Origin of the sequence: Janibacter terrae, assembly GCF_039636765.1 — a bacterium.
In the GTDB taxonomy this organism is placed as follows: domain Bacteria; phylum Actinomycetota; class Actinomycetes; order Actinomycetales; family Dermatophilaceae; genus Janibacter; species Janibacter terrae.
The window spans coordinates 934,664-957,646 of record NZ_CP144167.1 but is presented as its reverse complement, the minus strand read 5'-3'; the positions used below and the strand labels follow the sequence as shown (position 1 = coordinate 957,646).

At 70.5% G+C, this 22,983-nt stretch carries 26 protein-coding genes; 11 read left to right on the top strand and 15 right to left on the bottom strand.

All coding sequences use genetic code 11. The features are described 5' to 3' along the window. Positions 1 to 89: 89 nt before the first annotated feature. From V3C34_RS04815 to V3C34_RS04795, 5 genes are read left to right on the top strand one after another with little or no spacing between them, the layout of a single operon-like run. Entirely contained in the window at positions 90 to 527 is a 438-nt protein-coding gene (locus V3C34_RS04815; RefSeq protein WP_068424736.1) for a Zn-ribbon domain-containing OB-fold protein, read from the top strand. Continuing rightward, positions 524 to 1,705, top strand: coding sequence for a thiolase C-terminal domain-containing protein (locus tag V3C34_RS04810; protein WP_346008220.1), 1,182 nt, complete (start codon positions 524 to 526; stop codon positions 1,703 to 1,705). The genes V3C34_RS04815 and V3C34_RS04810 overlap by 4 nt, the downstream gene beginning before the upstream one ends. A 48-nt stretch (positions 1,706 to 1,753) precedes the next feature. Next, on the top strand, positions 1,754 to 2,176 hold the full coding sequence (locus tag V3C34_RS04805; RefSeq protein ID WP_068424730.1) for a VOC family protein: 423 nt from the start codon (positions 1,754 to 1,756) through the stop codon (positions 2,174 to 2,176). Positions 2,177 to 2,180: 4 nt separating this feature from the next. Continuing rightward, the gene (locus V3C34_RS04800) at positions 2,181 to 3,182 is read left to right on the top strand and encodes an amidohydrolase family protein (RefSeq protein ID WP_082817202.1); all 1,002 of its coding nucleotides are present in this window, start codon (positions 2,181 to 2,183) and stop codon (positions 3,180 to 3,182) included. Beyond that, complete coding sequence (locus tag V3C34_RS04795; RefSeq protein ID WP_338538820.1) at positions 3,182 to 3,685, top strand: DoxX family protein; 504 nt, start codon at positions 3,182 to 3,184, stop codon at positions 3,683 to 3,685. The genes V3C34_RS04800 and V3C34_RS04795 overlap by 1 nt, the downstream gene beginning before the upstream one ends. Positions 3,686 to 3,716: 31 nt before the next feature. Here V3C34_RS04795 and V3C34_RS04790 read toward each other — a convergent pair whose 3' ends face one another. The 12 genes from V3C34_RS04790 to V3C34_RS04735 are packed head-to-tail and all read right to left on the bottom strand — an operon-like array spanning position 3,717 to position 16,597. After that, positions 3,717 to 4,484, bottom strand: a complete 768-nt coding sequence (locus V3C34_RS04790) for an SDR family NAD(P)-dependent oxidoreductase (protein WP_338538821.1) — start codon at positions 4,482 to 4,484, stop codon at positions 3,717 to 3,719. Continuing rightward, positions 4,468 to 5,454, bottom strand: coding sequence for an NADPH:quinone oxidoreductase family protein (locus V3C34_RS04785; protein WP_068424718.1), 987 nt, complete (start codon positions 5,452 to 5,454; stop codon positions 4,468 to 4,470). Before V3C34_RS04785 ends, V3C34_RS04790 begins: the two co-directional genes overlap by 17 nt. A gap of 2 nt (positions 5,455 to 5,456) precedes the next feature. After that, positions 5,457 to 6,311 carry a fumarylacetoacetate hydrolase family protein gene (locus tag V3C34_RS04780; RefSeq protein ID WP_338538822.1) on the bottom strand — a complete coding sequence of 285 codons (855 nt, stop codon included), beginning with the start codon at positions 6,309 to 6,311 and terminating at the stop codon, positions 5,457 to 5,459. Then, positions 6,308 to 7,375 (bottom strand): aldo/keto reductase, encoded by a 1,068-nt coding sequence (locus tag V3C34_RS04775; protein ID WP_068424712.1) that lies wholly within the window; start codon positions 7,373 to 7,375, stop codon positions 6,308 to 6,310. The genes V3C34_RS04780 and V3C34_RS04775 overlap by 4 nt, the downstream gene beginning before the upstream one ends. Continuing rightward, positions 7,372 to 8,142, bottom strand: a complete 771-nt coding sequence (locus tag V3C34_RS04770) for a glucose 1-dehydrogenase (RefSeq protein ID WP_346008219.1) — start codon at positions 8,140 to 8,142, stop codon at positions 7,372 to 7,374. The genes V3C34_RS04775 and V3C34_RS04770 overlap by 4 nt, the downstream gene beginning before the upstream one ends. After that, positions 8,139 to 9,434, bottom strand: coding sequence for an acyl-CoA dehydrogenase family protein (locus V3C34_RS04765; RefSeq protein ID WP_068424706.1), 1,296 nt, complete (start codon positions 9,432 to 9,434; stop codon positions 8,139 to 8,141). The genes V3C34_RS04770 and V3C34_RS04765 overlap by 4 nt, the downstream gene beginning before the upstream one ends. Continuing rightward, positions 9,421 to 10,509, bottom strand: a complete 1,089-nt coding sequence (locus tag V3C34_RS04760; RefSeq protein WP_068424703.1) for a phosphotransferase family protein — start codon at positions 10,507 to 10,509, stop codon at positions 9,421 to 9,423. Before V3C34_RS04760 ends, V3C34_RS04765 begins: the two co-directional genes overlap by 14 nt. Further along, positions 10,499 to 11,281 carry an SDR family NAD(P)-dependent oxidoreductase gene (locus V3C34_RS04755; protein ID WP_068424700.1) on the bottom strand — a complete coding sequence of 261 codons (783 nt, stop codon included), beginning with the start codon at positions 11,279 to 11,281 and terminating at the stop codon, positions 10,499 to 10,501. Before V3C34_RS04755 ends, V3C34_RS04760 begins: the two co-directional genes overlap by 11 nt. Beyond that, positions 11,271 to 11,753, bottom strand: coding sequence for a PaaI family thioesterase (locus tag V3C34_RS04750; RefSeq protein ID WP_082817201.1), 483 nt, complete (start codon positions 11,751 to 11,753; stop codon positions 11,271 to 11,273). The genes V3C34_RS04755 and V3C34_RS04750 overlap by 11 nt, the downstream gene beginning before the upstream one ends. Positions 11,754 to 11,778: 25 nt before the next feature. After that, positions 11,779 to 13,050, bottom strand: coding sequence for an ABC transporter substrate-binding protein (locus V3C34_RS04745; protein WP_068424688.1), 1,272 nt, complete (start codon positions 13,048 to 13,050; stop codon positions 11,779 to 11,781). After that, positions 13,047 to 13,835 (bottom strand): ABC transporter ATP-binding protein, encoded by a 789-nt coding sequence (locus tag V3C34_RS04740; RefSeq protein ID WP_068424685.1) that lies wholly within the window; start codon positions 13,833 to 13,835, stop codon positions 13,047 to 13,049. Before V3C34_RS04740 ends, V3C34_RS04745 begins: the two co-directional genes overlap by 4 nt. Further along, positions 13,835 to 16,597: a branched-chain amino acid ABC transporter permease/ATP-binding protein gene (locus V3C34_RS04735; protein ID WP_346008218.1), complete on the bottom strand. Its 2,763-nt coding sequence runs from the start codon at positions 16,595 to 16,597 to the stop codon at positions 13,835 to 13,837. Before V3C34_RS04735 ends, V3C34_RS04740 begins: the two co-directional genes overlap by 1 nt. Positions 16,598 to 16,763: 166 nt before the next feature. Between V3C34_RS04735 and V3C34_RS04730 the strand changes: the two genes are divergently transcribed. Next, entirely contained in the window at positions 16,764 to 17,540 is a 777-nt protein-coding gene (locus V3C34_RS04730; protein WP_346008217.1) for a glucose 1-dehydrogenase, read from the top strand. A gap of 194 nt (positions 17,541 to 17,734) precedes the next feature. Here the strand turns inward: V3C34_RS04730 and V3C34_RS04725 are convergent, their stop codons facing one another. The 3 genes from V3C34_RS04725 to V3C34_RS04715 all read right to left on the bottom strand — a co-directional run bounded on the left by V3C34_RS04725 (position 17,735) and on the right by V3C34_RS04715 (position 18,752). Then, positions 17,735 to 18,103: a cytochrome P450 gene (locus tag V3C34_RS04725; RefSeq protein WP_346008216.1), complete on the bottom strand. Its 369-nt coding sequence runs from the start codon at positions 18,101 to 18,103 to the stop codon at positions 17,735 to 17,737. Beyond that, the gene (locus tag V3C34_RS04720; RefSeq protein WP_245634801.1) at positions 18,100 to 18,357 is read right to left on the bottom strand and encodes a cytochrome P450; all 258 of its coding nucleotides are present in this window, start codon (positions 18,355 to 18,357) and stop codon (positions 18,100 to 18,102) included. The genes V3C34_RS04725 and V3C34_RS04720 overlap by 4 nt, the downstream gene beginning before the upstream one ends. 149 nt (positions 18,358 to 18,506) lie before the next feature. Further along, a complete protein-coding gene (locus tag V3C34_RS04715) occupies positions 18,507 to 18,752 on the bottom strand; it encodes a hypothetical protein (RefSeq protein WP_068424669.1) in 246 nt (81 codons plus the stop codon). 100 nt (positions 18,753 to 18,852) lie between these two features. Here V3C34_RS04715 and V3C34_RS17710 point away from each other — a divergent pair, with 100 nt between their 5' ends. The 5 genes from V3C34_RS17710 to V3C34_RS04695 all read left to right on the top strand — a co-directional run bounded on the left by V3C34_RS17710 (position 18,853) and on the right by V3C34_RS04695 (position 22,900). Then, entirely contained in the window at positions 18,853 to 19,032 is a 180-nt protein-coding gene (locus tag V3C34_RS17710) for a ferredoxin (RefSeq protein WP_082817214.1), read from the top strand. A 61-nt stretch (positions 19,033 to 19,093) separates the two neighbouring features. Next, positions 19,094 to 19,861: a crotonase/enoyl-CoA hydratase family protein gene (locus V3C34_RS04710; RefSeq protein ID WP_068424666.1), complete on the top strand. Its 768-nt coding sequence runs from the start codon at positions 19,094 to 19,096 to the stop codon at positions 19,859 to 19,861. Beyond that, a complete protein-coding gene (locus V3C34_RS04705) occupies positions 19,858 to 21,015 on the top strand; it encodes an acyl-CoA dehydrogenase family protein (protein ID WP_068424665.1) in 1,158 nt (385 codons plus the stop codon). The genes V3C34_RS04710 and V3C34_RS04705 overlap by 4 nt, the downstream gene beginning before the upstream one ends. Continuing rightward, a complete protein-coding gene (locus tag V3C34_RS04700; RefSeq protein ID WP_068424664.1) occupies positions 21,012 to 22,118 on the top strand; it encodes an acyl-CoA dehydrogenase family protein in 1,107 nt (368 codons plus the stop codon). Before V3C34_RS04705 ends, V3C34_RS04700 begins: the two co-directional genes overlap by 4 nt. Then, a complete protein-coding gene (locus tag V3C34_RS04695; protein WP_068424659.1) occupies positions 22,115 to 22,900 on the top strand; it encodes an enoyl-CoA hydratase/isomerase family protein in 786 nt (261 codons plus the stop codon). Before V3C34_RS04700 ends, V3C34_RS04695 begins: the two co-directional genes overlap by 4 nt. Positions 22,901 to 22,983: the final 83 nt, after the last annotated feature.

Sequence of the window (22,983 nt, the reverse complement as noted above, 5' to 3'; positions counted from 1 at the left end):
AGGATGCTCACCCCTGGGGCCGCGCGGCGCGACCATGTCGCCACTGTGCCAGATAAAACACTATTCGTCACTAGTGTATCTTTCGAAACATGACGGTGCCAGCGCTCGAACCTCCCCTTCCTCGGCTCACGCCCGAGACCGAGTTCTTCTGGACCTCCGGCGCGGACGGCCGGTTGCGCATCCAGCGCTGCGCAGAGACCGGGCGCTGGTTCCACCCACCACGGCCCGACTGCCCTCCCGACGGCGCCTGCACCCCGGTGCCCACTCCGGTGTCGGGACTCGGCACGGTCTACAGCTACACGATCAACCGCCAGCCCTTCCTCCCCGCGATCACGCCGCCGTATGCCATCGCGATCGTCGAGCTGGACGAGCAGGAGGGGTTGCAGCTGATGACCCGCATCGTCGGCTGCGACCCCGAGTCGGTGCACATCGGCCAGCGGGTGCAGGTGACCTTCGAGCAGCACGGCGAGATATACCTCCCCTTCTTCGAGCCCCTCACCACGACCGACGAAAGGGGACCAGCATGAGCCGCGACCACTTCGAGCACGACGCCGTCATCACCGGGATCGGCCGCTCCGACACCGGCCGACGGCTCGGGCGCTCCGGCCTCGACCTCACCGTCCAGGCCGCTCGAGCCGCGGTCGCTGACGCCGGGCTCACCATGGCCGACATCGACGGAGTCGTCGCGTGGCCCGGCGAGTACCCTGCCGCACCCGGCTTCAACGGACCCAGCCCCTGGCGGGTGAAGGGGGCGCTCGACCTCGACCTGAAGTGGCACCTCGCGTGCCAGGAGGGCCCGGCCCAGCTGACGCCGATCATGGCGGCGGCCATGGCGGTGTCCGCCGGCGTCGCACGGCACATCCTCGTCTACCGCACCACGGAGGAGTCGACCGCCCAGGGCACGGGCGGGCGCGTCCTCACCAACGGCGCCGACCAGGGTGGGGTCACCGGCTCGTTGCAGTGGCAGCGCCCCTTCGGGGCGCTCTCGGCAGCCAACTGGCTCGCCATGAACTACCAACGCTACGTCCACGAGACGGGAGCCCGCCGCGACCAGGTGGGCTGGCTGTCCGTGAGCCAGCGCCGCTATGCCGCCGACAACCCCGACGCCGTCTTCACCGAGCCGGTCACCATCGACGATTACCTCGCGGCGCGGATGATCAGCGAACCCTTCTGCCTGCTCGACTGCGATGTCCCGACCGACGGCAGCATCGCGGCGGTCGTCTCTGCCGCCGAGACCGCCGGCGACTCCCCCAAGGTCGTGCGGATCGAGGCCATCGGTTCGGCCATGCGCAACGACCCGGGCTGGGACCAGTGGCAGCACCCGCACGACATGGCCGCTGCCGACGCCGCCAAGCACCTGTGGAGCCGGACCGACCTGCGCCCCGCCGACGTCGACACGGCGCAGCTCTACGACGGCTTCACCTTCCTGACGATCATGTGGCTCGAGTCGCTGGGTTTCTGCGGCTACGGCGAGGCTCCCGCCTTCGTCGAAGGGGGCGACAACATCTCGCTGACGGGCACGCTCCCGCTTAACACCAGCGGCGGTCAGCTGTCCGCCGGTCGTCTCCACGGGTGGGGCCACTTCTACGAGGCCTGCCTCCAGCTGCGCGGCGAGGCCGGCGCGCGGCAGGTCCACGGCGCGGAGGTCGCGCTGGCGGCCGCGGGCGGAGGCCCGCACGGCGGCGCGCTCCTGCTCACCCGATAACGCGCACTCCGCTCCCTTCCACCTCCGCCCACACCCCGAGGAGACCCGATGGCACTCGACGGACTCGAGCTGCACCACCACGCGATTCGTATCGTGCCCGGCAGGGAGGAGGCGACCCGCAACTTCTTCGGTGACGTCCTCGGGCTGCACCCCGACCCCGGCGCACGCGAGGTGCCCGGCATCCCCCTCCTCTGGATGGACGTCGGCCAGTCGCAGGTCCACCTGTTCGCACTCGAAGGGGTGTCGGAGCACGCCCGCACCCCCGATCGCGACCCCTTCACCCCTCACGTCGCCTTCGGCGTACCGGACATCACCGCGGCGCGCGCCGAGCTCGACCGCCTCGAGGCCGTGTACTGGCGGATCGGGCGCGACGAGCAGCTGCAGATCTTCCTCCACGACCCGAGCGGCAACATGATCGAGCTGCACCAGGCCGGGACCTGCCGGTGCAAGGCGGACGAGCGCGGCGCCTGACCGCATGGATCACGTGGACCCCTCGATCATCGATGTGCACGCGCACGTCTCCTTGCCGGACTACTCATCGCTGCTGCGCGCGGCCGGTCTCGACCTGCCCGGCTACGAGCAGGCAGTATTCCCGGCCCCGACCCCGAGCGAGCCCCTGCGTCCCGCTCCCTCCGGCGCAGACCCCAGCAGCATCGAGCGCCGCCTCGAGCACATGGACCGGGCCGGTGTCGCGCGCCAGGTCCTCTCGCCGACAGTCGGTCCCTACGCAGCCGACCAGGACTCGGCCCGGCGTGCTGCCCGGCTGGTCAACACCACCCACGCCGCGCTGGTCGCCGCGCACCCGGATCGCTTCTCCTTCTTCGCCGCCCTGCCGCTCCCCCACGTCGATGCCGCGCTCGACGAGGTCGAGCACGCGCTCGACACCCTCGACGCGGTCGGCGTGATCATCCACTGCTCGGTGGGTGGACGCTCGGTCGCCGACCCGGCCTTCGAGCCGGTCCTCGCCGAGCTCGACCGGCGGGGCGGCGCGCTCTTCCTCCACCCCAGCGTCAACGGGCTCCGCTCGCCCTTGGTCACGGACTGGGGGCTGGCGCCCACCGCGGGGACGGTCTTCGAGGACACCGTCGCAGCGCTGCACCTCATGACGGCGCGCGTGCCCGAGCGCTTCCCCGGCATCGACATCATCGTCCCCCACCTCGGTGGGGCGCTGCCGATGCTGCTCCACCGGCTCGACAACCAGCTGCCGATGAGTGTGCCCGGGCTGACCGAGCGGCCCAGCGAGACGGCGCGCCGCTTCTGGTATGACACGGTGGCCCACGGTTCGGCGGCAGCCCTGCGCGCCGCCGTCGAGGCCTTCGGGGCTGACCGGCTGCTGGCCGGTAGCGACTACCCCGTGATGCTCCCCTTCAACACCTACGCGCAGACCATGGCACACCACGACGCCAGCGGACTCACCCCTGACGTGCTCAGCCGCATCCTGCGGACCAACGCTCGACAACTCTTCGGAGGACTGTGATGGATCTCGACCTCGGCCTGCTCGTCGTGCGCCTCGCGCTAGGCCCGATGCTCATCGTCCACGGCTGGAACAAGGTCTTCGGCGGCGGCGGGCTGGACGGGACGACAGGCTGGTTCCGCGCCCTCGGCCTCCGCTTCCCTGCGGTGCAGGCGCGAGTAGCAGCGGCGACGGAGATGGGCGCGGGAGTGCTCATCACCCTCGGCCTCCTCACCGGCTTCTCGTTGACTGCGGTCGTCGGTCTGATGGCCGTCGCCGCGCTCACCGACCACCGCGGCAAGGGGTACTTCGTCTTCAAGGGCGGGTGGGAGTACACGCTGCTGGTCGCCATGGTGGCGGTCGGCCTCGCCGCCACGGGCCCGGGCGCCTGGTCGCTCGATGACGCCCTGGGGCTGGACGTCGCCGGCCCGGTCTGGGCTGTCGTCTCGCTCGTCGGCGGGATTGCGGCGGCTGCTCTGCTCATGGCGGTGTGCTACCGACCCGAGGTCAAGGACGCCGCGAGCTGACGGTTCGGTCCCTGCGCACCGGGACGCGTCGCTACATCAGGCCGAGCGGGTAGCCTCCCGACACCTTGATGGTCTCCCCGGTGATGAACGACGCGGCCGGGCTGCACAGGTACCGGACCGCGGCGACGACGTCATCCTGCTCCCCCAGGCGGTGCACGAGCTGCAGGTTCGAGACGAAGTCCTCGACCATCGCCGTGGGCAGTTCAGCGAGCGCGCTCTCGGTCCCCATGAGGCCGGGCGCCACCGCGTTCACCCGGATCTGGTCGGCGGCCAGATCATTCGCCAGCGCCACCGTCACCCCGCGCACCGCCAGCTTGGACACCCCGTAGGGGGTCTTCGACAGGTATCCCGCGATCGAAGAGATGTTGACAACACAGCCCCCGCCGGCGACCCGCATCGCCTCGCGCGCCGCCAGGGTCGTGACCACGAGGCCGACGACGTTGACGTCGAGCAGCCGCCTCAGCTCGTCCACGCCCAGCTCGGCGAAGGGTCGGTTGTAACGCACGAGGTGCAGGCCGGCGTTGTTGACGAGGAGGTCGAGGGATCCGAAGGTGTCCACCGTCCGGGCCACTGCGGCGGACATGCCGATCTCGTCCGTGACGTCGGCCTCGATCGCGAGCGCTCTGGCCCCCTGCGCGCGCAGCCCGGCGGCGGTCTCCTCGGCAGCCGCGCCGTCGAGGTCCACCAGGACCACGGCGACGCCGTCGGCGGCGAACGACGCGGCGAAGGCCGCCCCGAAACCTCTCGCTCCACCGGTGATGAGGGCGACCTGCCCAGTGGGCTCACTGTGCTCGGACATCGATGACAACCTTTCCTGCGATGGTGCGGTCCTGGAGCTGGTGGAGTCCGGTCACGACCTGGCGAAGGGGGTGCACCGCGGCGATGCGCGGATGCACCCGCTCCTCGAGCAACAGCTGGAGCACCTCGTGACGATGCTCCCGGGCGACCTCGGTCAGGTGCTCGAGGATGGTGCGGTTCTCGAACCCGACGACCCACACGCCCTTGAGCAGCACGAGGTTGAGCGGGATCTTCGGGATCTCGCCGGACGCGAACCCGACCACGACATAACGACCGCCCCACCGCATCGCCCGCAGGGACGGCTCGGCCAGGTCGCCCCCCACCGGGTCGATGACGACGTCAGCGCCCCCACCGGTGGCGTCCTTCACCACCTGCTTCACGTCACTCGTCGAGTAGTCGACGAGCACGTCGGCGCCCGACTGTCGGCAGACCTCCAGCCGGTCGTGGCCGCGTGCCACGGCCACGGTGCGCGCGCCGAGCGCGCCCGCAATGTCCACTGCCGCGAGCCCGACGCCACCGGCTGCCCCGAGGACGGTGACCCACTCCCCCTGCGCCACCCGGCCGAAGGTCCGCAGGGCGTGGTAGGCCGTCGTGTAGGTGACACCGAAGGCCGCGAGGGTCGGCAAGTCCAGGTCGTGCCCGGTCGGCACCGGCGTGACCCGCCAGGCGTCGATGACGATCTCCTCGGCGAGAGCGCCGTGGGTCGCCAGGCCGAAGACGGTGTCACCGGGCGCGACCTCGCTCACCCCGTCGGCGATCTCGAGGACCGTCCCCGAGAACTCGCAACCGGGCACGTAGGGAGGGTCGACCTTGGCCTGGTACCGACCGGCCATGATCAGCAGATCCGGGAAGTTCAGGGCCGCGTGGGAGACTGCGACCCGCACCGTGCCCGGCCGCAGCGATGGCCGCTCGACGTCCTGGATCACGACGGCCTCGGGGCCTCCCAGCTGCGTGACGACAGCCGCGCGCACGTCTAGCCTCGATCGCCGCGAGCGCCGACGACATTGCGCAGGACGCCGATCGATTGGACCTCGGTCTCGACGGTCTGGCCCTCGGTGAGGAAGCGGCCGTCCTCGAGCCCTACCCCGCAGGTCGTCCCGGTGAAGACCATGTCACCGGGCGCCAGCGAGATCCGCAGTCGGAAGAAGTCGAGGATCTCGGGCACCCTCCAGAGCATCTGCGAGGTCGAGTCCTCTTGGCGTACCTCGCCGTCCACGCGGCAGGTGATGGTCAGGTCGAGCTGGTCGGCCGGTGCGAGCTCATCGGCGGTCACGATCCAGGGCCCGAGGGGCGTCGTCGCGTCGTTGGCCTTCATGCTCACGAGATCGGGCCCCTTGTCGCCGTGACGGAAGTCGCGGGCACTGATGTCGTTGCCGACGGTGTACCCAAGCACCGCGGGCACAGCGTCGGCAGTCATCGGTGTCACCGGAGTGCCCATGACGGCGACCAGCTCGACCTCGTAGTCGAGCTCCTGGGTCAGAAGGGGGTAGCGGATCTCGTCGTCCGGTCCGATGATCGCGCTGATCGGCTTGATGAAGGAGGCGAGATGGGTGGGTCGCTCGGTGCGGCCCAAGCGCCGCAGGTGCTCCCAGAAGTTGGCGCCGACGCCCAGCACCTTGGTGGAGGCCTCGACCGGCGCGAGGAGCCGCACGCTCTCCAGCGGCAGCTCCTCGTCCTCGACCGGCAGGTCGGTGAAGCCGGACGAGACGAGGGCCGGCGCCCACTCGGAGATGGCTCCGCGGATCGGGCGAACAGTCGCCCGCTCCGCGGCGATCTCGACGAGGCCCCAGGTGGGTCCGTCGTCGGCCAGGTATCGAGCGATCTTCACAGGGTGTCTTCTTCCAGGTCGGCGTTCATCAGGGACTGGGCCCACGGCATGAAGCCGTAGGGCACGGTGCGGGGAGGGGCACTCAGCTCGTCGAGCCGGGCCCGTGCCTCGGCGGGCAGCTCGAGGTCAGCGGCCCTGAGGTTCTGCTCCAGCTGCTCGGGACGCCGGGCACCGAGGAGCACCGTCGACACCTCGGGGCGACCCCGCAGCCAGGCGATGGCTACCTGCGCAGGCGTCGCGCCGACGTCGGCGGCCAGCTCCTCGAGCGCGCGGACCACGGCCCAGGTGCGCTCGTTTCGCTTGTCCGTCGCCGGGTTGCGCCGTGCGGAGGTCGCCTTGATCCGTCCGTCCGGGAGCTCGGCCTCCTCCGGGTCCTCGGCATGTGCGACCGAGGAGTAGGCACCGGCCAGCAGTCCGTTGGCGAGCGGCCCCCACGTCATCAGCCCCACGCCGATCTCGCGGCAGAGGGCGGGGAACTCGTGCTCGAGACCCCGCTCGGCGAGCGAGTACTCGAGCTGGACGGCGACCGGCGGCTCGTAGCCACGCCACTGGGCGATCGTCGCTGCTCGGGCCGCGTACCAGGCCGGCACGTCCGAGAGTGCGACATGTCGGACCAAGCCTGCCCTCACGACCTCGTCGAGGGCCCGCATCACCTCTTCGACCGGGGTGATGCCGTCCCAGGCGTGGACGAGGTAGAGGTCGACGTGGTCGGTGCCCAGTCGTTCGAGCGAGCCCTCGAGCGCCCGACGCATGGCGACTCTCCCGTTGCCGCCGGCATTGGGGTGGCCCGGCCGTGCGCCCATGGAGTACTTCGTCGCGAGGACGACGTCAGCACGCGCCCCGCGGTCAACCAGATAGCGCCCGATGATCCGCTCGGACTCGCCACCGGCGTAGATGTCCGCGGTGTCGATGAGGTTGCCGCCCCAGCCCAGATAGGTGTCGAGGACCTGGCCGGCGACCTCCTCGTCGCAACCCCAACCGGGCTGGCCGAAGGTCATCGTCCCGAGCCCGAAGGGAGCGACCCGCAGCCCGGACCTCCCCAGCGTGCGATACGTCGTGCTCATGCCGGAGCCCAGGACTCGCCACCGTCGACCTTGACGACGGCACCGCTGGTGTAGGTCGAGTCGGGGCCCGCGAGATAGAGGACCGCTCCGACGATCTCCTCGGGCCGACCGGCTCGCTGGAGTGGGATCTCGCGACGGGCCCGGGCCTCGAAGGCATCCATGTCCCAGGCACGGGACACGTCGGTGAGGAAGGGTCCGGCCATGACAGCGTTGACCCGCACCTGCGGGCCGCACGCATGAGCCATCGCGTGGGTGAGGGTGGCCAGTCCGGCCTTGGCCATCGCGTAGGGCACCTGGCCCCGCCTCGGCCGCACGGCGGCGATGCTGGTGATGTTGACGATCGAACCGCCATCCCCCTGTGTCATCAGCTCGGCAGCCAGCGCGCTGAGCCGGAAGGGACCCTTGAGGTTCACCGCGAAAACCTTGTCGAAGTACTCCTCGGTCACGCCGGTGAGCTCGTCGTAGTGGGGCGACATCCCGGCGTTGTTGACCAGGACGTCGAGGCGCCCGTGAGTCTCTCGTATCCGCTCGACCAGCGCGTCGCACTCTGCCCAGCGGCCCACGTGACATCCCATCCCGGTGACGAGGCCCTCTGTTGCAGAGGCGATGTCGTGGGCCGCGGTCACCGCCCGCGCTTCGTCGCGGCCCACGACGACGACCTCGGCCCCTCTCCTCGCAAGTCCCGTGGCGATCTCGCGACCCAGACCGCGCGTGCCGCCGGTGACCACGGCGACCCGACCGGTCCACCGCTCCGTCGACTCGCTCACGAGACCACTCCCGCTTCGAGCGTGGCGCCGAGTCGCGCCTGTGCGGCAGCTCGGCGGCTCGGCAGGTGCGCACTCGGCCAAGGCCCGTCGACCGGCTCGACCCCGCGCAGCAGCTGCCTGGCCACCGTCACCTTGTGGACCTCGGTGGGCCCGTCGGCGACGGCCATCACCTCGGCGCGGCTGAGCATCGCCATGAAGGGCATCTCCTCTGAGACCCCGAGGGCACCGTGCAGGTGCATCGCCCGACTCACGACATCGCTGAAGACCTTGGACATCAAGGCCTTGACCGCCGCGATCTCCTTACGAACCTTGAGGTAGTCCTGCTCCTTGTCGATGAGCCAGGCGGTGCGCAGCACGAGCAGCCTGAACTGCTCGATCTCGATCCAGCTGTCGGCGATCTGCTCCTGCACCATCTGCAACGAGCCGAGGGCCCCGGTGCGCGTCGAGCGTGACACCGCCCGCTCGCGCATCATGTCGAAGGCGGCACGCACCTGCCCGATCGTGCGCATCGCATGATGGATCCGGCCACCGCCGAGGCGGGTCTGGGCAACCACGAAGGCCTGCCCCTCCTCGCCGAGCAGCGCGTCGGCCGGGACCCGGGCGCCCGTGAAGCGCAGATAGCCGTGGGTCCCCTCCCCGGGCCGGTCGGTCCCCACCCCGACGCTGCGGACGACCTCGACACCGGGAGTCCCGGCCGGGACGAGAAGCATCGACATGCGTCGGTGCGGGTCCTGCGCGTCAGGGTCGGTGACGCACATGACGATGAGGAAGGCGGCGAACCGGGCATTGGTGGCAAACCACTTCTCCCCGTCGATCACCCACTCGTCGCCGTCTCGGCGGGCGGTGGTCGTGAAGAGCAGCGGGTCGGCGCCGGCGTGCGGCTCGGTCATCGCGTAGGTCGAGCAGACCTCCCCGTCGAGCAGGGGTTGCAGATAGCGCTCTCGCTGCTCCGGCGTGCCGAAGCGCGCCAGGATCTCGGCGTTGCCGGAGTCCGGGGCCTGGCAGCCGAAGATCGTCGGGGCCCAGATCGAGCCGCCGAGCACCTCGTTGAGCAGCGCCAGGCGCAGCTGCCCGTACCCTTGCCCGCCCAGCTCCGGCCCGAGATGGCAGGCCCACAGACCGCGGTCGCGCACGACGCCCTGCAGGCTGCGGACGTGCGCTGCCACCGCCGGGTCCGAGCGATCGAAGGGGGACCCCAGGAGCATGTCGAGCGGCTCGACCTCGGTGGCGATGAAGTCCGCCGCCCAGTCGAGCTCGGCCTGGTGGTCGGGGTCGGTCTCAAAGCTCCACATGCGTGGTCCTCGGGGTGTCGGCGGCGGGTTCGATCGAGATGTTGATGAGGGCTGACGTGTAGAGGGCGTTCCGCATCAGCTCCTGGGCTCGGCGGTGGAGGTCGGCGCCGATCTCCTGCGGAGCCTTCCCCTGGAGAGCGCGGACGTGCGTGCCCTCGAGCAGCACCGCGAGCCGGTAGCCGGCGAGCACCCGGAACCACGGCAGCCGGTCGACGCTCCTCCCGCTGGCCGCACGCCACCGGTCGATGACGACGGACTCGTCGGGCAACCCGTGGTCCCGGACCCTCCAGGCGTAGGGGGACCCTGGGGTCGGCCAGGTGACGAGGAGCTCGGCCAGGTCGAGGAGCGGGTCACCGACGGTGGCCAGCTCCCAGTCGATGATGCTCACGCCGCTGCCGTCACGGTGGACCAGCACGTTGCCGAGGTGCGCGTCCCCGTGGACGACGCCCGGCCGATCGTCCGCGGGCACGTGGTCGACGAGCCAGTCGTGGATCTCGTCAGCCCCCTCCAGGCGCGCCGCGAGACCAACCTGGGCGCGTTGGGTCCGCAGCACGCGGTCCCAACGCTCGGGTTGCCGAGCGGCCCAGCCGGGCCCCCGGCCCAGGTCGTCGAGGCCGAGCGCCCGAGGGTCCTGCCGGGCCAGCACGCCGAAGCCGGTCGCGACCTGGGCCCCGATCTCGTGCATCCGGCTCGGCTCGGCGCGCAGCGCGCGAGTCTCCCGGTCGCTCGGGTCGGCCGCCTCCCAGAGGCTGGTGCCCTCCACGAGCTCGCTCACCTGGAAGGGAGTGCCGAGGACGTCCGCCGTCAGGCACACGCCGACGAGCCGGGGGTGAGGGACATCGGTGCCGGCGAGGGCCCGCAGCACCCTGGCCTCGCGACGAGCCGAGTCCACCCCGGCGCTCCCCTCGCGCACCGGCTGACGTCGCACGACCAGTGCTCGACCGCCGCGCACGAAGGCGACGATCTGGTTCTGCGTACCGCCCCGCAGCGTCCGGACGTCGGTCAGCGCGCCCCCTTCGACCCCTTGGGCATCGAGCCAGGCGCGCAGTGCGAGGACATCCGGGTCAGCGGACACTGCTGAGGCCGCCGTCGATGCAGATGATCTGACCGGTGACGAAGTGGGTGACGTCCGAGAGGAGGGTGACGATCACGGGGGCGAGATCGGTCGTGGGATCGCCCAGCTTGCCCCCCACAGGGATCCGGCCGGCCATGAAGACGTCGTGAGCCGCGAGCTGCTCGGGGGTGAAGTGGTCACGGGTCGCTTGGTACATCGGCGTCCACATGGCCGGGACGATCGCGTTGAGGCTGATGCCGTGCCGGCCCCACTCGTGCGCCACCGAGCGGGTCCACGCCATGACACCGGCCTTGGCGGCCGAGTAGTGGGCAGCGCCGGGGAAGGGGTCGAGTCCGGCGCCGGAGGCGACGTTGAGGATGCGGCCACCGCCGCCAGCCTGCAGAAGGGGGAAGGCCGCCTGGTTGGTGAGGAGGGCGCCACGCAGACTCACGTCGATCACGTGGCCCCACTCGGCGTCCGTGATCTCTTCGGCCGGGGCTCGCGTCTCGACCCCCGCACCGTGGACCAGCGAGTCGAGGCCACCGAAGTCTGCGGCCACCGCGGCGAAGACCTCTGTCACGGCGCTCCGGGAGGTGACATCGCAGGAGTGGTAGACGGCTCGACCAGGGCCTGCAGCGGTGGCCGACCCTGCGACTGCCTGCCCGGCGTCGTCGAGCACGTCGAGCACCGCGACGAGCGCGCCCTCGGCGCACAGGACCCGCACCAGGGACTCCCCGATGCCACGAGCGCCGCCCGTGACGATGATCCGTGATCCGGTGAGGTCAACGTGCATCTGGTGCTTCTCCTCGTTCGCCTGCAGCCCGCTCGTCCATGCGGGCGCGGTGTCGGTCGTAGTGACGGTCGTCGACGACGACCATGGTGGCGTCGGCCCGGGCCAGCACCTCACCCGTGTCGGCGAGCTCGAGGACTGCCTCGACGAAGCGGCGGCGGCCCTCGGCTCCGGTGACCCGGGCCCGGATGAGGAGCTCGTTCTCGACCGGGACGGGGAGGACGAAGTCGACCGCCAGGTGGGCCGTCACCGACCGCGTCCCTGTGGCCCGGACGGTGCGCCCGACGACGTCGTCGAAGGCCGCAGCTGTCCACCCGCCATGGGCGATGGACGGACCACCGGTCCAGGTGGCGGGGCAGACCCCCCGGGCCACGACCCCTTCGTTCGAGATCTCCCAGATCCTCAGTCCGAGGCGGCAGCGTCCGGCCGCGCGACAGCCCCCGCACAAGTTCGACTCGTGCGGGGGGCTGCCCATGGTGCGCTCCTCGATCGTGCAGGCCTTACTTCTTCGGCATGACGTAGAGGTCCTTGGCGTCGACGGCCTTGAAGTCCTTCAAGGTCCCGTCGGCGTCAGCCGAGGCGATCAGGCCACCGGTCGAGCAGATGTTGGGAGAGATGGCCTTGGGCACCTGCTTGCCGTCGCACTGGAAGGTCGTGCCTGCGCTGAGCGGGTAGTTCGTGGCCGGAGCCTCGCGCAGTGCCTTGGTGACGCTCTCCGCGGTGACCTCGGCCGGCTTCCCGGCGTTGATCCCGGAGATCAGGCTGAGCGTGCCCTGGAACGCGGTCGCGGCGTAGACGTCACTCTCGAGACCGTCGGCGTACTTGTCGAGGATGGCCCGGAGCAGGATGTGGTCCTTGTCCGTCGGGTCCGTGGTGAAGCCGGTGACGAACTTCATCTTGTCGATGCCGGGCAGCGCCGACGCCGCGTCCTCACCGATGCAGCGACCGTCCATGAGGACGTTCTCTGTGACGTTAAGCGTCTGGAAGGCCTTGGCCGCGCTCGAGCAGAAGTTCGGGTCACCCAGCACGTACCAGATGTCCGGCTTCTTGTTGAGAGCCGCCTGGATCTGCGGCGTCATGTCAGCCGTGCCCGGGGCGATCAGCACCGGGTCGGTCTTGGCCCCTGCGTTGCCGAAGAGCAGCGGAGCCAGTGTCTTGGCCGGACCAGCGCTGCCGGGCACGTCGATGACGACGAGGGCTGCGTTGGTGGCCCCCTTCTCCTTGCCGAACTGCGCCGGGGTGGCGAAGACCGAGAGGGGGTTGCCGAAGATGAAGACGTCGTCCCCCTTGAGCGCCGCCTCGTTGGCCGCGAGGTTGGCGGTGAAGGGGATCTTGGCGGAGTTCAGCTGCTTGATGAGGGGCCCCGGCTCACCGACCGAGCTGGACACGACGGCGACCACGTCCTCGCGGACGAACTTGCTGCCGCACTCCTGGGCGCCGGCAGGCGTGCCCTTGGTCTCGCAGACGACGAGCTCGGCAGGACGTCCACCGACACCACCGAGGTGGTCATTGGCGTACTTGAGGACGGCTGCCGCCGTCTTGTCCTCGTTGGTCGTGTCGATGGCGGCCGTCTGACCGGTCTCGACGTAGCCGATCTTGATCGGATCGCCACTGGCCTTGTTCTCCGCGCCGAGTGCCTCGGACGCAGCCTGGCTGTCGACCGACGACGACGAGGTCGACGAACCGCCATCACCGCAGGCGGTGATGAGGGTGATGGCCGCGACCGTCAGGGGGACGACGACGCGTGTGCGCCGCAGTGCCTTTGACTTCATGGGGATGTCCTACTTTCTGATGGTGCTGCATCGGCCGGCGGCCCGGCAGCGGGGGGACTCTTCGGGGTGTCGCCGAGGTAGGCGGCCTCCAGTGCTGAGGGGTCGGCGGCCAGGTCTGCCGCCGGACCCCGCAGGACGGCATCGCCGTGGACGAGGACGAGCGCCTGGTCGGCGACCTCGAGGGCGAGCTGGACGTGCTGCTCGACGAGGACGACGACCACGCCGGCCTCGTCGGCGATCCGGCGGACGACGGGCAGCAGGCCCTCGACGATGACGGGGGCCAGCCCCATGCTCATCTCGTCGATGAGCAGGACCTTGGGCTGCTGGACCAGGCCACGGGCCACGGCGAGCATCTGCTGCTCGCCACCGGAGAGGGACCCGGCGCGCTGGTTGGCCCGGTCGGCGAGCGCGGGGAACATGTCACCGACCTCGTCCCACGACATGCCGCCCTTGCGGCGAGCGATGTCGATGTTCTGCCGGACGGTCAAGCCGGTGAAGAGGGCCCGGTCGTCCGGCACGAGGACCACCCCGGCGCGGTTGGTGACCGACGCCCGACCCGACGGCAGGGCCTCGCCGTCGAGGAGGACCTCGCCACCCTGGTGGCGCAGCAGACCCGCGAGGGTGAGCATCAGGGTCGTCTTCCCCGACCCGTTGGGTCCGAGGATGCCGAGCACGGTGCCGGGCTCGATGCTGAGATCGAGGCTGCGGATCACCGAGATGGCGCCGTAACCGGCACCGAGACCCCGGGTCTCGAGGACGGGACGTGTGCTGAGTGCGGCGGGCATCAGGCCACCACCATCGCGTGGGAGGTACCGAGATAGGCCTGCGAGACCTGCTGGTTGGCCCGGATCTCACGGGGGGTACCAGAGGCGATGAGCTCGCCGAAGTTGAGGACGTGGATCCGATCGCACAGGCTGAGCACCAGGCCCATGTCGTGCTCGACCATGAGGATCGTGATGCCGCTGTCGCGGATGCCGCGCAGCCGCTCCCCGAGCCAGAGGCTCTCCGTGCTGTCGAGCCCGGCAGCGGGTTCGTCGAGGAGGAGCACCTTGGGTCGTCCGATGATCGCCCGAGCGATGGAGACCAGCTGGCGCTGTCCCTGCGAGAGCGAGCCGGCCGGGCGGTCCGCCACGGCGCCCAGACCGAGCAGCGCAAGCGTCTCCTCGACGGGGTCCTGGTCGGCCTCGTGGGCGGCGCGCGCGGTGAGCCCGACGATGACGTTCTCGCGGACGCTGAGGTCCTCGTAGAGCTCGATCGCCTGGAAGGTACGGCCCAGGCCCTGGGCCACCCGCCGGTGGGGCTTGAGGCCGGACAGATCGGTGTCGCCCAGGCGGACGGCGCCCTCTGCGGTCGCGAAACCGCTGATCGCGTCGATGGCCGTCGTCTTGCCCGCGCCGTTGGGCCCGATGAGTCCGACGATCTCGCCCTCGCGGACCTCGAGGTCGACCCCGCTGACGGCGGTGACGCCGCCGTACCGGATGGTGAGTCCACGCACGGTGAGCAGATCGGGACCGACCTCCCGCGCCACGGCATCAGCGCTGGCCAGCTCGGTGTCGACCTCGAGGTCGGCCGTGCGCGCGATCCCGGCAGCGCCGGTGTCGGCCAGCGGGTCGGTGCCTGCTCGCCGCTCACGCCAGCGCTCGATGACGCCCTGCGGATGGCTGATGATGCCCTCGGGATTGGTGATGACGGTGAAGATGAGCAGGACCGCAGCAACGACCTCGTACCAGTGGCCGGTGGTGAAGACATTGGTCAGGAGGACGTACATGAGCCCGAAGGTCGCGATGACGCCCGCGAAAAGGCCACCGCTGACCGAGGTGATCCCGGCCAGGTAGACGGTGCCGAAGAAGGCCAGGCCGACGATCGCCGAGAAGGGGTCGTACGTCACCGAACCGAGCTTGTAGGAGAGCAGGGCCCCGCCGAGTCCGGCGATGAATGAACCGATCGCGAAGGCGATGATCTTGGTCCACACCACGTTGACCCCGGCCGCGGCTGCCGAGCGCTCGTTGGCTCGGACGGCGAGCATCTGCGAGCCCAGCCGGCTGGTGCGCAGCTTGGCGACACTGATCGCCACCGCGATGAGCACCACGAGGCAGAGCAGACCGAAGGTGGCCCGGGGGAAGGCGTCACCGGCGCCGACCCCGAAGTCGATCCCGAAGAGTGTGGGGTTCTCGACCCTGAGGCCCTCGCCGACGATGTCGACGTTGCGGAACCACAGGGCCTCGAGCGCGCCGGCCAGGGCGAAGGTGACGACGGCGACGGTCAGACCGCGGATGCGCAGGGCCGGCAGGCCTATGACCACGCCGACGACCATCGCGCCGATCGCGGCCACGACCGGCGCGATCGGGAAGGGGACCCCCCAGTCAGCGGTCAGGGGCGCGAGGAGGAAGGCGGCCACCCCCGCGAGGGGGAGCTGGGCGAGGGAGACCTGCCCTGCGTAGCCGGTGACGACGACGCTCGACAGCGCGATGATGCCGTAGATCAGGGTCGAGATGAGTCCGCTGCGCCAGTCCCCGGAGAGGGCGACCAGGCCGACGAGGACGGCGACGGTCGGGATGATGGTGGGGATGAGCAGGCTCCGCGGTCGAGGGGCCCGCCCGAGCGTCGCGGTGATGATGGAGCCGCGGCCCGGCAGGGGCTTGGCTCGCAGGACGAGGACGACCAGGATCAGCACGAGCGGCACGAGCTCGGGCATCCCGCTACTGGGCAGCCAGTCGTGAGACCCCGCGAGGAACTGCACCTCGGACTGCAGCATGCCGATGAGGAAGCCGGCGAAGAGGGCCACGAGGATGCTCGCGAAGCCGCCCATGATGGCCGCCGCGAGCGCGGGGACGATGAAGAGGGTGTAGGACACCGGGATCAGCGGCACGATCGGCGAGATGAGGATGCCACCGAGTCCGGCGACGGCCGAGCTGATCACCCAGTTGTAGGCGGAGATGTTCGTCGGCGAGATGCCGCTGACGTAGGCGCCCTTCTCGCTCTCGGCGACGGCGCTCGTCGCGCGACCCAGGCGGGTGTACCGATAGCCGGCTGCGATGAGCAGCCCGACGACCAGGACCGTCCCGGCGAGATAGACGCGGTCCTTGGGGATGTTGGCCTCGCCGAAGCCCCACGCACCCGTGGGGAAGATCGCCGTGACGTTGACCGCCTGCGTGCCCATCCGGGCAGCGATGAGCGAGGTGATCAGGAGCGAGACACCGAGCGAGGCCACCGCCTTGGCCACCGGGGGGGCGTGCCGAAGGGGGCGGAAGACGACCAGGTGCAGACCCAGGCCGACGAGACCGGCCACAACGACCGCCGCGAGGGCCGCGGGCACCAGGCCCCAGGGATCGCCGATCGGGATCGTGTTGTCCATGCCCGGGATGAGGTTGAGCAGCTCACCCTGTCGGAGCAGTGCGTAGACGTAGGCCGTGACGAGCGCGATGCTGCCCGTCGCGAAGTTGACGACGCCCGAGCTGCGATAGGTCAGGACGAGAGCCAGCGCCAGCGCGGCGAATACCGAGCCGTTGCCCAGTCCCAGCATGAGGAAGGTCAGGTGCTGCGTCACGGTGCTCCGCCCGGTCGTCGGGCCTCGTTGCCCGGCTGTTGCTGATTACAAATGATACATCTAGTGTTGCTAGTGCCTCATGTGTACCGCACCACGTCGACTACGACAAGCCCTATTTCCAAGATTGCGACGTCAGCGTGATCTTTGACCCGGACGGAGACCTCTCATGAACCAGCCAGCAGCCCTCGAGGGCAGCACCCTCTTCACCGATCGCAGCGTCGTCATCACCGGCGGCGGCTCGGGCATCGGTCGGGCCACCTCGGTCCTGCTCGCCCGGCGCGGCGCCCGTGTCGTCGTCGCGGACGTCGACGCGGCAGCCGCCCGGACCACCGTCGACACCATCACGGCCGGGGGCGGTGAGGCCGTCGCGATCCGCTGCGACGTCTCGGACCCGACCGACGTGCAGGCGATGGTCGACCTCGCCGTCAGCACCTACGGCAGCCTCGACATGGCCGTCAACAACGCCGGCATCGCCCACGCTCCCTCCGACCTCCACGAGCTGGCGGTCGAGGACTTCGACCGCGTCATCGCCGTCGACCTGCGTGGCACCTTCCTCTGCCTGCGCGCCGAGATCGCAGCGATGCTCACGACCGGCGGCGGGCCTATCGTCAACATGGCCTCCAACGCCGGCACCAAGAACGCCCCCGGCATGGCCGGGTACACCGCGGCCAAGCACGGCGTCGTGGGTCTGACCAAGAACGTCGCCCTGCAGTACGCCCGTCGCGACATCCGGGTCAACGCCGTCTGCCCGGGCACGGTCCTGACCGAGGGGCTGGCGGCCTACGGTGCCGACATGCAGGCCCACTGGAGCGAGATGGTCCCGACCGGCAAGCTCGGCACGCCCGCACAGGTTGCCGAGGTCGTCTCGTTCCTGCTCTCCGACGCGTCCGCGATGATGACCGGCGCGATGGTGCTCACCGACGGCGGGCTGATGTACGCCTGACGTCGGCGACCACCCCGCGCACCTGGCGCCCACGGACCCGCGGCCCCGTGGGCGCGGGCCCCACCTCTCAGAGCGTCAGCGGGTGCCGGCCGGGAAGGCGACGCGCAGCTCACCCAGGTCGAGCAGCCCGGCCGGCCAGGTCATCCGCAGCCTTTGCCCTGCGCACTCGAACTCCGGGACCTCGAGGGCCACCGTCATCTCGGCCCGAGCGAGGTGCGCCCGAGACACCGGTGCACACCGCCACCAAAGGCCCAGTGCCGCCCCTCGCGACCGAGGACCATCTCGTCCGGGTTCTCGTGCGTGCTCGGGTCGCGGTTCGCGGCGCCCAGGCAGGCCGAGACGCGGGTGCCCGCCGGGACGCTCACCGCATCGATCTGGGTGTCCTGCGCGACCACCCGCGGCGGGAAGAGCGCGACCGGGTTGAGCCGCAGCGTCTCCTCGACGAAGGCCGGGATCTTCGAGGGGTCGGTCACCAGCTCCGCGCGCACGTGGGGGTTCTCGAGCAATGTCTCGAAGGCGAACATCAAGCTCTGCGTCACCGTGTCGAGGCGTGCGTTGATCATGAGGAGCGACAGGCCCAGCAGTTCCTCGTCCGTGAGTGCCTGGTGAGCAGGTCGTCGCCGTCGGTCGCGCCCTTGCGCTCCATGACCTTGGTCTGCAGGTAGGTCATCAACGCGATCCCGGCCTCGGCATCTCCTCCCTCCAGGCCCTGGGTGTCGGGGGATTTGATGATCCGGTCCTTCCACTCGATGAGCTCGTCGCGGTCATCGAGCGGCAGACCGAAGAGCATGAGGAAGACCTCGGTGGGAAAAGGCACGGCGAGCTAGCTGAAGAGGCCCCCCCTTCGCCCCCCTTCGCCGCGATCGGCTCGATGAGCGCGCGGACCTGCTCGCGCAACCCGTCGTGCATGGTCTTGATGACGCCAGGGCTGAAGAAGGGGGCGAGGATGCTGCGGTGTCGCAGCTGCTACATCAGCGGCGGCCACGGGACCGAGCTCTGGATCACGTCGTACGCGTGCACCGACGAGAAGACCTCATGGTTCTTCAGGACGTGCTCGACCGAAGCATCGGTCGTCGCCACGTACGAGCCGTGGACATCGGCGAGGGGCCCGGCCTCAACGATCGTGCGCCACCCCTCGGCGCGTCCCTCAGGTGCCTGCATGGGCAGCTCCATGAGGTTGACGGACCCCCCGGGACAGGTGTCTTCAGTCATCGCCACTCCTTTGCGGTCATGTCTTGTTCGACGCGATCGCATCTGATACAGCGGACACACTTAGTCGCGGTGTTACAAGAACCTCAGAGCGGACTGGAGGATCTCATGCGGGTGGAGCTCGACCGCGATCTGCCAAGGGCATGCCCGGTGCGCGGCGCTGACCCCCGGCGTCTTCGAGCTGGACGACGACGGGTACGTCGCCACGACCAGCCACGATCTCGCGCCCGAGCACGTCGAGGCCGCCCGTCGGGGCGCAGCCGCTGCCCCGAGCGGGTCATAACCGTCACCGGGCTATTCGCGACCGATTGAACAGAAGTAACTCTTTCTGTATAGTAAGTTCGGTGGATGAGTACCTGCTGACAGAGCGCGAGGGCCCCGTCCTCGTCATCACCCTCAACCGGCCGCGCCGGCGCAACGCGATCGACCTCCCGACCGCCGATGCCCTCGCTGCGGCGCTCGACGAGCTCGACGGCGACCCCGAGCTGCGCGCTGCCGTGCTGACAGGCTCCGGCAGCACCTTCTGCGCCGGCATGGACCTCAAGGCCTTCGCCGAGACGGGCGAGCGCCCGATCTCCGCCTCGCGCGGCGGCCTCGGCATCGTCGGCCGCCCGCCGACCAAACCTGTGGTCGCCGGCGTCATGGGTCACGTCCTCGGCGGAGGCTTCGAGATCGCTCTCGCCTGCGACCTGATCGTCGCCGCCGAGGGGACCACCTTCGGCGTGCCCGAGGTCAAGCGCGGCCTGGTCGCCGCTGGTGGCGGAGCGGTCCGGCTCGCCCAGCGGCTCCCTCACCACCTCGCCCTGCAGATGCTGCTCACCGGCGAGCCGCTCCCCGCAGCGCGTGCCCACGAGCTCGGGATGGTCAACGCTCTCGTCCCGGCCGAGCAGGTCCGGGACACGGCACTCGAGCTGGCTCGGGCGATCGCGGCCAACGCCCCGCTCGCTGTCGCCGCGACCAAGCAGATCGTCACCGAGACCCGCACCCTCGACAACGCTGCCGCCCTCGCGCACCAGGAGACGATCACCGGCCCTGTCCGCGCCTCGCGCGACGCCCAGGAGGGCGCTCGGGCCTTCGCCGAGAAGCGCCTCCCTGTGTGGGAGGGACGATGACCGCGCTGCGCGAACCGGCCGTGAGCGAAGCGCTCGCGGCCACCGACCCCCTTCGCCTCGAGGTCCGCGCCTTCGTCGACGAGGAGCGCGCTGCGGGACGCTTCGCGCCCATCGCCGACGCCTGGCTCGCCGGCTGGGACGAGGACTTCAGCCGTCGGCTCGGCGAGCGCGGCTGGCTCGGCATGACCCTGCCGGCCGAGTACGGCGGCCACGGCAGGAGCGCCCTCGAGCGCTTCGCCGTCACCGAGGAGCTGCTCGCCGCCGCGGCGCCGGTCGCGGCGCACTGGATCGCGGACCGCCAGATCGGTCCCTCGCTGCTGCGCTTCGGCACCGAGGAGCAGCGCCGGATGTACCTCCCGGGCATCGCGCGCGGGGAGGTCTACTTCGGCATCGGGATGAGCGAGCCCGACTCCGGCTCCGACCTCGCCTCCGTCCGGACGAAGGGGGTCCGCACCGACGGGGGCTGGCTGGTCACGGGCACGAAGGTCTGGACCAGCGGTGCGCACCACGCGCACGCCTTCTTCGCCCTGGTTCGCACGGCTCCCCTCGACACCTCCCACCGGCATGCCGGACTCTCCCAGCTCATCGTCCCGCTCGACTCCACCGGCGTGACGATCCGCCCGATCCACCTGCTCACCGGTGAGCACCACTTCAACGAGGTCGTCCTGGACGAGGTCTTCGTGCCCGACTCGATGGTGCTCGGCGAGGTCGGCCAGGGGTGGCACCAGGTGACGTCGGAGCTCGCCTTCGAACGCAGCGGCCCGGAGCGTTTCCTCTCCACGTATCCCCTCATCGCCGTCCTCGTCGACGCACTGGCCCAGCGCGCCGACCGCGCCGGACGGCGTGAGCTCGGGCTCCTGCTCGCCCGTCTCGCGACGCTGCGCGCCATGTCGCTCGATGTCGCCGCCTCGCTCTCGTCGGGTGTCGCCCAAGATGTCCCGGCCGCCCTGGTCAAGGACCTGGGGACACGTTTCGAGGGCGAGGTCGTGGCCCTGGCCGACTCGCTCCTCGACGTCGAGCCCGACCTCGACTCCGACGACCCCACCCGCCGCCTGCTCGCTCAGGCCGTGCTGCACACACCCGGCTTCACGATCCGTGGTGGGACCAACGAGATCCTGCGCGGGGTCGTGGCCCGAGGGATGGGAGTCCGATGAGCACCGAGGCACTGACCGCAGCCGACCTGCGCGACCTGACGGCGATGGTGCACGAGGTGCTCGCCGACGCCTCTCCGGCCGAGTCCGTCGACGATGCGTCGACGGCCGCCCGCGTGTGGGCTGCGCTCGACGCGGTCGGCGTCACCAGGCTCGGCCTCGACGAGGAGCGCGGTGGTTCGGGTGCCGACCTGGTGGCTGCCACCGACGTCCTGCGCGCCATCGGGGAGCACACCGCCCCGGGCCCGCTGGCCGAGACCTCGCTGCTCGGTGGATGGCTCCTCGAGCTCGCCGGCCTCGACCAGCCGGACGGCCCGGTGAGCACCGGGCCGAGTGACGTGCGGGCCGAGCGCGAGGGCGAGGCCTGGCATGTCACCGGCACCGTGGACCGCGTCCCCGTGCTCCCCGACGACGGCGTCGCGACCACCGTCGTGGCGCTGGCCCAGACGCCCGACGGTCTCGGGGTCGTCCAGCTTCCCCAGCTCGGCGTCGGCACGCAGGTCGAGGGCGTGAGCGTCGTTCCCGGGCACAACCTGGCGGGTGAGCGGCGCGACCAGATCACGATCGACCTCCGGCTGACGCACCTCTCCACCGTGCCCGACACCGCACGCACCGAGCTCGAGCTGCGCGGCGCGCTCTCTCGTGCCGCACTGGCTGCAGGCGCCCTGCACCGCGCCCAGGAGCTGAGCCTGCGATACGCGGGCGAGCGAGTGCAGTTCGGTCGACCGATCGGCGCCTTCCAGGCGGTGCAGCAGCAGCTCGCCACCCTCGTCGCCGAGACCGCTGCTGCGTCCGCAGTCGTCGAGGCTGCCGTGCGACTGGTCGCGACAGAGGGGTTCGGCACACCGGCGAGCGAGCTCGCCGTCGCGCTCGCGGCAGTGCGCACGGCCGAGGCCAGCACGACCGCTGCCACCATCGCCCACCAGGTCCACGGGGCGATGGGGGTCACCCAGGAGCACCCCCTTCGGCATGCGACGACCCGACTGTGGTCCTGGCGCTCGGAGTGGGGCAGCCAGTCCCGCTGGGCCGGGCTCATCGCCGACCGAGCCGTCACCGCGACCGGCGCTGGCCTCTGGCCACTGCTGACAGGAGTAGACACACCATGAGCGACGACCTCGTGTACGACGTCAGCGAGCACATCGCGACGATCACGCTCAACCGCCCCGAGCGCAAGAACGCCTTCACCTTGACGATGGTCGACGAGTGGACCGACGCGCTGCGCGAGTCCGGCGCCGACGACCGCGTCCGGGCCGTCGTCGTCACCGGCGCGGGTGACTCCTTCTGCTCTGGGGTCGACCTCTCTGCGCTGGCCGAGGTCGAGGCCACCCCGTTGGGCCGCAAGGAGATGTTGACCGGGCGCGTCCACCGAGTGGCCACAGCACTCGCCGACCTCGACAAGCCGGTCATCGCCTGCATGCGCGGCGCTGCGGTCGGTGCCGGCATGGACATGGGGCTGCTGTGCGACATGCGCGTCGCCGGCCGCTCGATCAAGCTCATCGAGGGCTACATCAAGGTCGGCCTCGTACCCGGTGACGGCGGTGCGTGGCTGCTCCCCCGACTCGTCGGCACTGCCAAGGCGATGGAGCTGTTGCTCACCGGCGACGCGGTCGGGGCAGACGAGGCCTTACGGCTCGGGCTGGTCAACCAGGTCCATGACGACGAGGTCGTCCTCGAGCGGACCTACGACCTCGCCAGGCGCATCGCCGCCGCTCCCCCGGTCCAGGTCGCGATGATCAAGCGTCTCGTCCGCTCGGCCGAGAGCGTCGACCTGCGCACGCACTACGACATGGTCTCCTCGCACTTCGGCGTCGTCACGGCGCTGGAGGACTACACCGAGGCGGTTGCTGCCTTCGGCGAGCGGCGCGAGGGCGTCTACCAGGGTCGCTGAGACACGGGCCGGCCCTGCCGCCCGACCGACTGATCGGGCCCACCCGGCGTGCACGTCCTGCACGCTGGGTGGGCCCGATCAGT